Consider the following 13,501-nt stretch of genomic DNA (forward strand, 5'->3'; position numbering starts at 1 on the left):
ATTTTTCAACAAATGAATTAATTATCACAGAGTCGGTTAAAATAGGGACTTTTTTTCTCAAATTACCGTACCTCAACAGGTTTTTTTACCATATTATGCTTGATATCATTATAAGTATACTTATGATTAATGTAGTGAAAACAAAAAGATGATTAATAGATATGGCTAATTCAATTTACCGAAGCGTCCATCTTCAATCGATAGATGCTAATAACACAGTTTGGCGTGCTAAATTAACCACGTGATATCCTGTCTGAATATGGGGGGACCATCCTCCAAGGCTAAATACTACTGACTGACCGATAGTGTACCAGTACCGTGAGGGAAAGGCGAAAAGAACCCCTGTGAGGGGAGTGAAATAGAACCTGAAACCGTGTACGTACAAGCAGTAGGAGCACCTTCGTGGTGTGACTGCGTACCTTTTGTATAATGGGTCAGCGACTTAATTTTAGTAGCAAGGTTAACCGTTTAGGGGAGCCGTAGGGAAACCGAGTCTTAACTGGGCGTACAGTTGCTAGGATTAGACCCGAAACCAGGTGATCTAGCCATGGGCAGGTTGAAGGTTGAGTAACATCAACTGGAGGACCGAACCGACTAATGTTGAAAAATTAGCGGATGACTTGTGGCTAGGGGTGAAAGGCCAATCAAACCTGGAGATAGCTGGTTCTCCCCGAAAGCTATTTAGGTAGCGCCTCGGACGAATACTACTGGGGGTAGAGCACTGTTAAGGCTAGGGGGTCATCCCGACTTACCAACCCTTTGCAAACTCCGAATACCAGTAAGTACTATCCGGGAGACACACGGCGGGTGCTAACGTCCGTCGTGGAGAGGGAAACAACCCAGACCGCCAGCTAAGGTCCCAAAGTATAGCTAAGTGGGAAACGATGTGGGAAGGCTCAGACAGCCAGGATGTTGGCTTAGAAGCAGCCATCATTTAAAGAAAGCGTAATAGCTCACTGGTCGAGTCGGCCTGCGCGGAAGATGTAACGGGGCTAAGCTATACACCGAAGCTGCGGCTACGTACCTTAGGGTATGTGGGGTAGGGGAGCGTTCTGTAAGCCGTTGAAGGTGGTCTGTAAGGGCTGCTGGAGGTATCAGAAGTGCGAATGCTGACATGAGTAACGATAAAGGGAGTGAAAAACTCCCTCGCCGGAAGACCAAGGGTTCCTGTCCAACGTTAATCGGGGCAGGGTAAGTCGACTCCTAAGGCGAGGCCGAAAGGCGTAGTCGATGGGAAACGGGTTAATATTCCCGTACTTCTTACAATTGCGATGGGGGGACGGAGAAGGCTAGGTGGGCCTGGCGACGGTTGTCCAGGTTCAAGTACGTAGGCGGGTGGTTTAGGTAAATCCGGACCGCTACTAACGCTGAGATACGATGTCGAGCTACTACGGTAGTGAAGTCATTGATGCCATGCTTCCAGGAAAAGCCTCTAAGCTTCAGATTGTAAGGAATCGTACCCCAAACCGACACAGGTGGTCGGGTAGAGAATACCAAGGCGCTTGAGAGAACTCGGGTGAAGGAACTAGGCAAAATGGTACCGTAACTTCGGGAGAAGGTACGCTCTTATCAGTGAAGTCCCTTGCGGATGGAGCAGACGAGAGTCGCAGATACCAGGTGGCTGCAACTGTTTATTAAAAACACAGCACTGTGCAAAATCGTAAGATGACGTATACGGTGTGACGCCTGCCCGGTGCCGGAAGGTTAATTGATGGGGTTAGACTTCGGTCGAAGCTCTTGATCGAAGCCCCGGTAAACGGCGGCCGTAACTATAACGGTCCTAAGGTAGCGAAATTCCTTGTCGGGTAAGTTCCGACCTGCACGAATGGCGTAATGATGGCCACGCTGTCTCCACCCGAGACTCAGTGAAATTGAAATCGCTGTGAAGATGCAGTGTACCCGCGGCTAGACGGAAAGACCCCGTGAACCTTTACTACAGCTTGGCACTGAACATTGAACCTACATGTGTAGGATAGGTGGGAGACTTTGAAACCGCGTCGCTAGATGTGGTGGAGTCGTCCTTGAAATACCACCCTTGTAGTTTTGATGTTCTAACGTTGGTCCCTGAATCGGGATTACGGACAGTGCCTGGTGGGTAGTTTGACTGGGGCGGTCTCCTCCCAAAGAGTAACGGAGGAGCACGAAGGTGGGCTAAACACGGTTGGACATCGTGTGGTTAGTGCAATGGCATAAGCCCGCTTGACTGCGAGAATGACAATTCGAGCAGGTGCGAAAGCAGGTCATAGTGATCCGGTGGTTCTGAATGGAAGGGCCATCGCTCAACGGATAAAAGGTACTCCGGGGATAACAGGCTGATACCGCCCAAGAGTTCATATCGACGGCGGTGTTTGGCACCTCGATGTCGGCTCATCACATCCTGGGGCTGAAGTCGGTCCCAAGGGTATGGCTGTTCGCCATTTAAAGTGGTACGCGAGCTGGGTTTAGAACGTCGTGAGACAGTTCGGTCCCTATCTGCCGTGGGCGTTGGAAAATTGAAAGGGGCTGCTCCTAGTACGAGAGGACCGGAGTGGACGAACCTCTGGTGTTCGGGTTGTCATGCCAATGGCATTGCCCGGTAGCTAAGTTCGGAATCGATAACCGCTGAAAGCATCTAAGCGGGAAGCGAGCCTTGAGATGAGTTTTCCCTGGCGCTATAAGCGTCCTAAAGGGTTGTCGTAGACTACGACGTTGATAGGCAGGGTGTGTAAGTGCTGCGAGGCATTGAGCTAACCTGTACTAATTGCCCGTGAGGCTTAACCATACAACACCCAAGGGGTTTTGTGGACTCAAAGAAATACCAAACGCTTGAATGAGTTTGAAGAGACTTTTAAATCAGTTTTCCAGATTATTTGCCTTCAGTTTTTTAAAAACTGAAAGTAAAAGCAAAATTTGCTTGGCGACCATAGCATTGTGGACCCACCTGATTCCAATGCCGAACTCAGAAGTGAAACACAATAGCGCCGATGGTAGTGTGGGGCTTCCCCATGTGAGAGTAGGACATCGCCAGGCTTTAATTTCGTTATTTGCATAGCAAGTAACAACCTCAACAGTGCACAAATCTGTTGATGACAATTTGTTGGAGGGATGGCTGAGTGGTCGAAAGCACCGGTCTTGAAAACCGGCAACCGTTAATAGCGGTTCTAGGGTTCAAATCCCTATCCCTCCACCACCATTGAAAAGCCCGCTGAGAAATCAGCGGGCTTTTTTCATATCTGTCGTTTAGAAAAACAAAAAGAGCACTAACGTGCTCTTTATCTGTGACTCTATCCCCGTTTGTTACCACTTATATATTCTTTAGTCTTGCAGATATTTTCCTTCGGCGACCTGCCAAAATGCTCTAATTAATGGGTTTTCTAACTGTGCTCTCTTGCAGCAAACACCCAACTCAAAGGGTTTGATGGGTTCTATCTTTAAGCGGTCGACTTTATCTCTTACAGGGCTATTGTTAATCACCACGTCAGGTGCAATTCCTACCCCACAACCTAGCGCCACCATACTCACTATCGCCTCATGGCCTGAAACTTGCGCGTATATGTTGGGTTTTATCTTCATCTTTTTGAACCATGCATTGGCACGTTCACGCGCCGTACCTGCTTCAGGGATGATAAAGGGCACTTCATTCCAGTTTGGCTTGTCAGACTGAAGTTGCTGGCTAAAGCTGCTGACACCTGATGGAATTATGACGGATAGTGGAATATCGCTGATGGTCTCGAATTCTAATCTTGAAGGAAGAATGTCTGGCTTTGCTGAAATCGCGATATCCGCCTCATCGTTTAAAATCTTGTCGATGGATTGAGCTGGATCGCCAGTAGAGAGCTTAAATTCAATATACGGATGAATAGCCCTAAATTCGGTTATGAGTTCAGGTAAGTGACTGTAGCTAGCTGTTACTGAACAAAATATACGGATCTCACCTTTAAGCTCTTGCTCTCCACCTTTCAAATGAAGATTGTATTGCTGCCACTCTCCAACGATGCTTAGTGCTACAGGCAATAGGTGTTTTCCTGCTGGGGTGAGATCAACACTGCGGTTGTCTCTGATAAGCAGTTCTTGTCCTGTTTCCTCTTCAAGTTTTTGTATCTGACGGCTCAGCGCTGAAGGACTGACATGCATAGCAGCAGCGGTTTTGCTGAAACTCTTGCTATCACATAAATGTATAAATAATTGTAGAGATTTTATGTTCATGTTCTGCGATCGTTTCCATGTTGCATTTATTGCAATAACTAATTGTGAATATATCACTTTCAGCAACGGAGTGTCTGTTTTAGTATGAAGTCATTCGATAGAGAGATATCGACCTTACGGACTTATTTTTAAAGGAGTGCCCTAGAATGGCTAACTATTTCAATACATTAAACCTTCGTGAACAACTAGACCAACTAGGTCGTTGCCGCTTTATGGATCGTGAGGAATTCGCGACAGAAGCTGAATTTCTTGAAGGTAAGAAAATCGTAATTGTTGGTTGTGGTGCTCAAGGCCTAAACCAAGGTCTAAACATGCGTGATTCTGGTCTAGACGTATCTTACGCTCTACGCCAAGCAGCAATTGATGAAAAGCGTCAATCATTCAAAAATGCTGATGAAAATGGCTTTGTTGTGGGTAGCTACGAAACACTAATCCCTCAAGCAGACCTAGTAATCAACCTTACTCCAGACAAGCAACATACAAATGTTGTTGAAACTGTAATGCCTCTAATGAAAGAAGGTGCTGCACTTGGTTACTCTCACGGCTTTAACGTTGTTGAAGAAGGCATGCAGTTACGTTCTGACCTTACGGTTGTAATGGTTGCTCCTAAGTGTCCTGGTTCTGAAGTTCGCGAAGAGTACAAGCGTGGTTTCGGTGTACCAACACTGATTGCTGTTCACCCAGAGAATGACCCTAAAGGTGAAGGCTGGGATATCGCTAAAGCTTGGGCTGCAGGTACTGGTGGTCACCGTGCAGGTTGCCTAGAGTCTTCTTTCGTAGCGGAAGTTAAATCTGACCTTATGGGTGAGCAAACTATCCTTTGTGGCATGCTACAAGCGGGTTCTATCGTATCTTACGAGAAGATGATTGCTGACGGTATCGAACCTGGCTACGCAGGCAAACTTCTACAATACGGTTGGGAAACGATCACTGAAGCACTTAAGTTTGGTGGCGTAACTCACATGATGGATCGTTTATCTAACCCAGCTAAAGTTAAAGCGTTTGAGCTTTCTGAAGAGCTTAAAGATCTAATGCGTCCGCTTTACAACAAGCACATGGATGACATCATCTCTGGTCACTTCTCTAGCACAATGATGGCTGACTGGGCGAACGATGACGTGAACCTACTAGGCTGGCGTGAAGAGACAGGCGAAACGGCATTCGAAAACTACCCAGCTTCTGACGTAGAAATCTCAGAGCAAGAGTACTTCGACAACGGTATCCTAATGGTTGCTATGGTTCGTGCAGGTGTTGAGCTAGCATTCGAAGCTATGACTGCATCAGGTATCATCGACGAGTCTGCTTACTACGAATCTCTACATGAGCTTCCACTAATCGCAAACACAGTTGCTCGTAAGCGTCTTTACGAAATGAACGTTGTAATCTCAGATACTGCTGAGTACGGTAACTACCTATTCGCTAACGTAGCAACACCGTTACTACGTGAGAAGTTCATGCCTTCAGTAGCAACTGACGTAATCGGCCGCGGTCTAGGTGAAGCATCTAACCAAGTTGATAACGCTAAGCTAATTGAAGTAAACGAAGCTATCCGTAACCACCCTGTAGAGTACATTGGTGAAGAGCTACGTAGCTACATGAGCGACATGAAGCGTATCGCTGTAGGCGGTTAATTAGTCGCTTAGATACTGATAAATTTGCAGAAAAAGCGAAGCAGTATCACTAACTCCTTACAGGTTTGAGTTATAAATAAGCAACACAACATCTAATAAAAAGGCTTGGTCGCCGTTGACCAAGCCTTTTTGCTTTTAGTAACAAAGTCTTAAAAATCAATCAAATGAACATTGTTTGATCAGTTTTCGTCGACTTTCAGGTCTTGATTGATCCTCAGAAATACAAAAGGGTTGGCGTTTTCACACCAACCCTTTCAGTTTTCTTGCTTTGCGCTTACTTATCGGCAATCTTTGCTTCTAAGTCAGCTAGCTTTTGTTCCATTTCAGTTAGCTTTTGGCGAGTGCGAAGCAGTACTTGTGTTTGAACATCAAACTCTTCACGGCTCACAACGTCTAGCTTGTTTAGTTGGCCTTGGATAACTTGGCGAACTTTTTGATCTACGTCTGAACCAAGCTCTTTTACTGGTTGAGGCATAGAATCGTGGATCTGCTTAGCAATCTGCTCTAGTTTTTTTGGATCAAACATATCAATTAAAACTCCTGAATATTTACCACTATTCTATTTAATCACACTTGAGATGTCGCCTATGGCGTATAAAAAAAGGCCACCGAAGTAGCCTTTTTATTGTTAATACGACTTAGCGATTACTTATTATCAGCTAATTCTCTGTGTGCCGCTTTTGCTTCATCGACGCGAGCTAGCTTTTCTAGGTCTTTGTCTTCTACAAATACAGGTAGAGGTTTGTGTTTTTCAGCCAAGTAGCTGTAAATCACTGGCAGTACAAATAGCGTGAAGATAGTACCAATCGCTAGACCAGCAACGATTACGATACCAATACTAAAGCGCTGAGCTGCACCCGCACCACTTGCGTACATCAGTGGGATTAGACCCGCGATCATCGCAGCTGTTGTCATCAGGATTGGACGAAGACGAACCTTCGCAGCTTCCATTACCGCTTCGATACGAGTCTTGTGATGATGCAACTGTTCTTCTTTTGCAACTTCACAGATCAAGATACCGTGCTTGGTAATTAGGCCGACTAAGGTGATCAAACCTACTTGCGAGTAGATGTTCATTGTTGCCGCACCCCAAGCCAGAGCTATTAGGGCACCACAGATCGCCAGTGGTACAGATACCATGATAACCAATGGATCTTTCAGAGATTCGAATTGAATCGCTAGTACCAAGAAGATGATAGCCAGTGCTAGACCAAAGGTCGCGTAAAGTGCGCTACCTTCAGTTACGTATTGACGTGCTTCACCCATGTAATCGTGGTTGTAGCCACTTGGAAGCTTATTCGCCGCCGTGTCTTCAAACCATGCAATTGCATCACCCATTGCAGCGCCTGGAGCAGGTACTGCACCAATCGTAGCTGAGTTCAATTGGTTGAAGTGAGGAAGAGAGCGAGGCTCTGCCACAACATCAATCGTAATCAAACTGCCTAATGGGACAGCATTACCGTCCGCAGCACGTACGTAGTAGTTATTCATCGATTCTGGGTTCAAACGGAATTTACGTTCAACCTGAGGGATAACCTCGTAAGAACGACCATTCAAGTCGATACGGTTTACGTAGCCATCTGACATCATGGTACCTAGCGTGATACCGATATCTTGCATGGTTACGCCGTATGCGCCCGCTTTATCCTTGTCGATGTGTACTTTCATCGTTGCTGAGTCGTAGTTCAGATCGAGATCCGAGTATACGAATAGTGGGTTTGTCGCTACATCAGTCAAAATGTCAGTGGTGATTTGGAACAAGCTTTCAAAACTGTTTGGCGTTGTAATAACAAACTGAATTGGAAGGCCAGAACCTGCACCTGGTAGTTCTGGCATTTGGAAGGCTGTTACTGCCATTCCTGGAACATCTTTCACCAAACCACCAACGCGGTTTGCTACCTCAGATTGGCTTGCTTCACGCTCACTCCAAGGAACCATAGATGCAATACCAAACGCTTGGTTTGCATTAGGAACTCCTGTGAACACCTGCGCGTAAGCGACTTCTGGCTGGTCAGACAGAATCTTGTTTACGTCGTTCATGGTATTTTGCATGAAGTCTAAGTTCGCATTAGATGGTGCAGTACCCATTAGCATGATTACACCTTTATCTTCTGAAGGTGCTAATTCACTAGGGATGAACTTGAACAACATCGGCAAACTTGCAAATACGATGATAGCAAAGCCAATAAATACTGGACGATGTTGCATTACCGCGCCAAGCATACGCTCGTAACGGTTAGTCATACCATCCAAAACGCTATGAACCTTCTGTTCAAACTTGCTCGGCTCAGCGTGAGCTTTCAGCATTTTTGAACACATCATTGGCGACAGCGTTAGTGCCACGATACCTGATACAAATACAGAACCGGCTAGGGTTAATGCGAACTCTTTAAATAGTGAGCCCGTGATACCGCCCATCATTGCGATTGGAGCGTATACCGCACCTAGCGTGAGTGTCATTGCGATAACAGGGACCGCAATTTCACGAGTACCGATGATCGCAGCGCGGAAAGGGGACTCTCCGAGCTTGATATGCCTGTCGACGTTCTCAAGTACCACGATCGCATCATCTACCACCAGACCGATGGCGAGTACCATTGCCAGTAGTGTCATCAGGTTCCAAGAGAAGCCCATCGCCTGCATTACCATTGCCACACCAATCAGAGATAGTGGGATAGTAACGATAGGGATCAGTACCGCTCGGAATGAACCTAAGAACAATGTGATTACGATTAATACGATTAATGCCGCTTCAAGAATTGTCTTGATAACTTCTTGAATTGACTCGTTAATCGCAATGGTTGAATCGTACATTACGTTCATTGAGATGTTGCTTGGAAGGTTCTTCTCTAGCTGAGGAAGAAGCTCAAGTACATCTGCAGCGATGTTGATTGGGTTCGCACTTGGTGCCGCATTAATTGCTGCAACAACCGCCTCCTGACCGTTCGCACTTGCACGATAAACGTCGTGGCTTTTCTCTAGAGAAACCTTAGCGATGTCAGACAGACGGATAATCTCACCTTCACCACTTCTAACGACTAAGTTCTCTAACTCTTCAGTGTTTGATACTTGTGTATCGGCACTGCCGTTATAAAGAACGAATTCGCCAGTAGCTTGACCTGTCGCTGACTGGTAGTTGTTGGCATTCAATACCGACATAACATCAGTAGCAGTTAGGTTAACAGCTGCCATTTTTGATGGATCTAGCCATACGCGCAGTGCGTATTTCATACCACCATAAAGGTCGACTTTAGATACACCATTTACCGTGAATAGTTGCGGGTTGATTACACGCTCTAGGTAGTCGGTAATTTGGCTCGACACCAACTCATCACTGGTAAAACCAATGTAGAGTACAGCTGTCGTTGAACCGGTAGACATGGTTACGGTTGGATCTTCTGCTTCTTTAGGAAGCTGAGAACGCACCGAGTTAGTCTTGGCCAGTATGTCAGACAGCGCCGCATTCGGGTCGGTGTTCAACTTCATGTTCACGGTAATAGTAGAACTACCGAGCACAGAAGAAGAAGTCATATAGTCGATGTTATCCGCTTGAGCCACAGCCTGTTCGAGGGGCTGGGTGATAAAGCCTTGGATAAGATCGGCACTTGCACCGTAGTAACTCGTGGTTACGGTTACGACGGTATTCGTCATTTCAGGGTATTCACGCACCTGCATTTTGAAGATTGCTTGTAAGCCAAGCAGCGCAATCAAAAAGCTGATGGATACCGCTAGAACTGGACGTTTAATAAAAACATCAGTAAAGCGCATTGTGCCTCCAGTTACAGCTTAGGTGTTTCAGATGGTGGAGTGATTGCATCACTTTCAACAACCTTAACTTTGGCACCGTTACTTAGACGTACTTGGCCAGAAGTTACAACCGTATCGCCGGCTTTAACGCCTTCAAGGATGTGTGCAATATCAGCTGTACGCTCACCTACTTTTACAACATGTTGAGCAACACGTTGAACGCCGTCTTCTTCAGTCAGGATGTAAACATTGTCACCGTATAGAGTGAAAGTAATCGCCGTTTGAGGCAGAGTTACTTGGTTCTCTAGTTTAGGCAGAATGATGTTAGCGCGAGCGAACATACCGCTACGAAGCTTGCCATCATTGTTTGGAATGTCTGCTTGAACTTGGATAAGACCACTTTGGATGCTTACAGCTGGTTCAATTGCACTGATAGAGCCTTCAAACGGTGTCTCTGGGTAAGCATCAACAAAGATGTCGATAGCCTGACCAACATTGATACGAGAGATATCTGTTTGAGAAACTGTGAAGCGCAGACGCATGACACTGGTATCTTCTAAACGAACGATATCGGTACCCGATTGTAGGTATTGGCCTAGGTATACGTTACGAATACCAACAGTACCGTCGAATGGCGCGCGAATTTCACGACGCTCGATCGATGCTTTTAGGCTTTCAATGTCAGCAGATAGAGAGAAGTAGTTCGCTTCTGCTTCATCGTACGCTTCTTTAGAGATAGAACCTTTCTTGAATAGACCTTGGTAACGCTTGTATTTTGCTTTCGCAGCAGGCAAACGAGCTTCAGAACTCTTTAGGTTTGCTTTCTCTACGTCAGAATCAAGACGCACCAGTTGCTGACCACTCTTAACATCAGTACCTGACTCGAAAGAGATCTGGTCAATAACACCGCTGGTCTCGTTCGCTAGTGTCACACCTTGGTTAGGTTCGATGAAGCCGATAGCTTCAATCACTGGAACCCAGTCGATCGGCTGAACTTCAGTTACCGTTACTGGAAACTCTGGTTCAGGGCGGTTGGCCATATACTCAGCAATTTTTTGTTGTTTGAACATGTTAAACCCAATAACGCTGCCGAAAAGTAGTACAGCGATGAGTAACATGAAGAAAGTCCACTTTTTCATTATGGTCAAAACTCCGATCTAGTGTTTAATTATTGCGTCCCAACTGGCTTCGATTGCAGATTCTAGTTCTGCCTCATCAAGTTGGTAAAATCCTAAAGAATGCTTGCGTGCTAGAGAAACACTAGCCGCCAAGCTCAATCCACCTAATACTTCATTGTTAAGTGGTTTAAACAATCCTTGTTCCTTCCCCTCATTAAATAGCAGCTCAACTTGGGCAAACATTTTACGTTCTAGTTCCCTGAAGTTTAGGCTATTTGTGATGGGTAGAGAGTCATACTGAACTCGATTTTTTATTGCGGCTAAATTCGTTCCTGCTAAGTTCCATATGTTCAACCACATAGTACGGTAGCGTTGTTTAATTGGATCCGAATCATTAACCCCTTCTTGAACAGCATCAGCTACTCTTTGAGTCACGAGCATTCGAACATCTTCTATCAAGTGCTCTTTATCATCGAAGTAGCGATAGATAGTGCCTGCAGCCACTCCCGCTTCTTTGGCTAATTTTTGCATTGAAAGGCCTTGGAAACCGACCTCTGCAATTAGCTTTTCAGCTGCAGAAAGTATTTGCTGGCGTTTATCCCGAGGTGCATGAGTTGTCATTATTCCATCACCAGTGAATGAACGTTCATTCATTATAGCCTAAGAACCACACACATGTGCAACAAAGTTTTACACAAGCAGCGTAAAAATCTTGTATAAGAGAACGTAGCATTCGAGGTGTTGCAGCATTATTATAAGCGCGCAATTTAATTCGCTCCTCTAGACCAAATTGAGAACCAAATGAAACTGAACCCAAGACAAGATGAAGCCGTGAAATATGTTTCGGGGCCCTGCTTAGTATTAGCGGGCGCTGGATCCGGTAAAACACGTGTTATCACGAATAAGATCGCTTACTTGGTTCAAGAGTGTGGCTATAAGGCGCGTAATATTGCAGCGGTAACCTTTACCAATAAAGCGGCACGTGAGATGAAAGAGCGTGTTGGTCAAACCTTAGGTAAAGGTGAGTCGAAAGGACTTATTGTTTCGACGTTTCACACCATGGGCCTAACTATTATTCGTCGCGAGTACAAAGCACTGGGCTTAAAAGCTGGCTTCTCTCTGTTTGATGACCAAGACCAGTTAGCTCTGTTAAAAGAGCTAACAGAGAGACAGATCGATGGCGATAAAGATTTATTGCGTGCATTGATGAGTGCGATTTCGAATTGGAAGAATGACATGCTGACGCCAGATCAGGCGAAAGCTCGAGCTCAAGGCGAACAAGAACAGCTTTTTGCATTCTGTTTTGAGATGTACCAGAAACAGATGAAGGCATACAACGCGCTCGATTTTGATGATTTGATTGCGATGCCGGTATTACTACTGAAAACTAATCAAGAAGTGCGTGAGCGCTGGCAGTCGCGTATCCGCTATTTACTGGTCGATGAATACCAAGATACCAATACCAGCCAGTATGAGTTGGTTCGTTTACTAGTAGGAGAGCGTGGTCGTTTGACGGTAGTAGGTGATGATGACCAATCTATCTATTCATGGCGTGGCGCAAAACCGCAAAACTTGGTGTTGCTGGGTGAAGACTACCCGAACCTTCGCTTGATCAAACTCGAGCAAAACTATCGCTCAACCAGTCGAATCTTACGTGCGGCGAACATCTTGATCGCTAACAACCCACACGTTTATGAAAAATCACTGTTCTCAGAGATCCCGGACGGTGAAAAGCTTAAGGTACTGAATGCTAAGAATGAAGAGCATGAAGCAGAGCGTATTACTGGCGAGATCATCGCGCACAAGTTTTTGAACCGTACTGAATACAAAGATTACGCAGTGCTTTACCGTGGTAACCACCAATCTCGCTTGATAGAAAAAGCGCTGATGCAGAACCGCGTGCCTTACAAGATCTCTGGTGGTACCTCTTTCTTCGCTAGAGCTGAGATTAAAGACATCATGGCTTACTTACGTGTGTTGGTGAACCCTGATGATGACAACGCTTTCCTACGTATTGTAAATACACCGCGTCGTGAGATTGGTCCGGTGACGCTTGAGAAATTAGGCAGTTACGCCAATATGCGTGGTAAGAGTCTGTTTGAAGCCAGTTTTGAGATGGGCTTAGAGCAGACACTGACCGGGCGTGGTTTAGAAAATCTTCGCCGCTTCGGTGACTGGATTGTTCGTATCTCAGACAATGCAGAGCGTGGTAATACGGTTGAAGCCGTTCGTTCTTTGGTTCGTGACATCAACTACGAAGATTGGTTGTACGAAACCTCAGCGAGCCCGAAAGCCGCTGAAATGCGAATGAAGAACGTCTCTGATCTCTATAGTTGGATTGTGGCCGATCTTGAGGGTGACAATTACGACAAAGAAGAGAAAACCCTGCGCGAGGTGGTTCAACGTTTAACGCTGCGCGACATGATGGAGCGTGGTGAGGATGATGACGATGCAGATCAAGTCCAATTAATGACATTGCATGCATCGAAAGGCCTAGAGTTCCCGTATGTATTCCTGATGGGAGCAGAAGAGGGCATCTTGCCGCACCAAACCAGTGTTGATGAAGGCAACGTAGAAGAAGAACGTCGTCTTATGTATGTGGGGATTACTCGAGCGCAGAAAGAGCTGACTTTTACTAAGTGTCGTGAACGTCGTCAATATGGTGAATTAATAAAGCCAACACAAAGCCGCTTCCTTGATGAGCTGCCGCACGATGATGTGGAGTGGGAAAGCGTTAAGAAGCCTCAATCCGCTGAAGAAAGAATGGAAAAAGGGCAGGCACACATTGCGAATATTCGTGCGATGTTCAACAAGAAATAA

7 protein-coding genes, 1 tRNA gene, 1 rRNA gene, 1 pseudogene and 1 other annotated feature are annotated in these 13,501 nt (G+C 45.7%); of the genes and pseudogenes, 5 read left to right on the forward strand and 5 right to left on the reverse strand.

Annotation, left to right across the window (positions count from 1 at the left end):
• Positions 1 to 2,761, forward strand: a sequence feature (mutual gap in cmsearch alignment for this rRNA model is longer than 100).
• From CWO08_RS07570 to CWO08_RS07585, 3 genes and pseudogenes are all read left to right on the forward strand, one after another.
• A pseudogene (locus tag CWO08_RS07570) lies at positions 162 to 236 on the forward strand (DUF3319 domain-containing protein); the annotation flags it as partial. (Overlaps the previous feature by 75 nt.)
• A gap of 131 nt (positions 2,762 to 2,892) precedes the next feature.
• A 5S ribosomal RNA gene (gene rrf, locus CWO08_RS07580) occupies positions 2,893 to 3,009 on the forward strand.
• Positions 3,010 to 3,078: 69 nt separating this feature from the next.
• Positions 3,079 to 3,169: transfer RNA gene (locus CWO08_RS07585), tRNA-Ser, on the forward strand.
• A 125-nt stretch (positions 3,170 to 3,294) separates the two neighbouring features.
• Here CWO08_RS07585 and ilvY read toward each other — a convergent pair.
• Positions 3,295 to 4,185, reverse strand: coding sequence for an HTH-type transcriptional activator IlvY (gene ilvY / locus CWO08_RS07590; protein WP_048612410.1), 891 nt, complete (start codon positions 4,183 to 4,185; stop codon positions 3,295 to 3,297).
• A gap of 146 nt (positions 4,186 to 4,331) precedes the next feature.
• Between ilvY and ilvC the strand changes: the two genes are divergently transcribed.
• Positions 4,332 to 5,816, forward strand: coding sequence for a ketol-acid reductoisomerase (gene ilvC / locus CWO08_RS07595; protein ID WP_048661257.1), 1,485 nt, complete (start codon positions 4,332 to 4,334; stop codon positions 5,814 to 5,816).
• Positions 5,817 to 6,090: 274 nt separating this feature from the next.
• Here ilvC and CWO08_RS07600 read toward each other — a convergent pair whose 3' ends face one another.
• The 4 genes from CWO08_RS07600 to CWO08_RS07615 form a co-directional block, all read right to left on the reverse strand.
• A complete protein-coding gene (locus CWO08_RS07600) occupies positions 6,091 to 6,342 on the reverse strand; it encodes an accessory factor UbiK family protein (RefSeq protein WP_009848085.1) in 252 nt (83 codons plus the stop codon).
• A gap of 119 nt (positions 6,343 to 6,461) precedes the next feature.
• Entirely contained in the window at positions 6,462 to 9,584 is a 3,123-nt protein-coding gene (locus CWO08_RS07605; RefSeq protein WP_017112133.1) for a multidrug efflux RND transporter permease subunit, read from the reverse strand.
• 11 nt (positions 9,585 to 9,595) lie between these two features.
• Positions 9,596 to 10,702: an efflux RND transporter periplasmic adaptor subunit gene (locus CWO08_RS07610; RefSeq protein ID WP_065677334.1), complete on the reverse strand. Its 1,107-nt coding sequence runs from the start codon at positions 10,700 to 10,702 to the stop codon at positions 9,596 to 9,598.
• A gap of 18 nt (positions 10,703 to 10,720) precedes the next feature.
• Positions 10,721 to 11,302 (reverse strand): TetR/AcrR family transcriptional regulator, encoded by a 582-nt coding sequence (locus CWO08_RS07615; RefSeq protein ID WP_017629442.1) that lies wholly within the window; start codon positions 11,300 to 11,302, stop codon positions 10,721 to 10,723.
• Positions 11,303 to 11,482: 180 nt separating this feature from the next.
• Between CWO08_RS07615 and rep the strand changes: the two genes are divergently transcribed.
• On the forward strand, positions 11,483 to 13,501 hold the full coding sequence (rep, locus tag CWO08_RS07620) for a DNA helicase Rep (RefSeq protein ID WP_108020191.1): 2,019 nt from the start codon (positions 11,483 to 11,485) through the stop codon (positions 13,499 to 13,501).

Origin of the sequence: Vibrio sp. 10N.286.48.B8 (assembly GCF_003050085.1) — a bacterium.
GTDB lineage: Bacteria > Pseudomonadota > Gammaproteobacteria > Enterobacterales > Vibrionaceae > Vibrio > Vibrio crassostreae.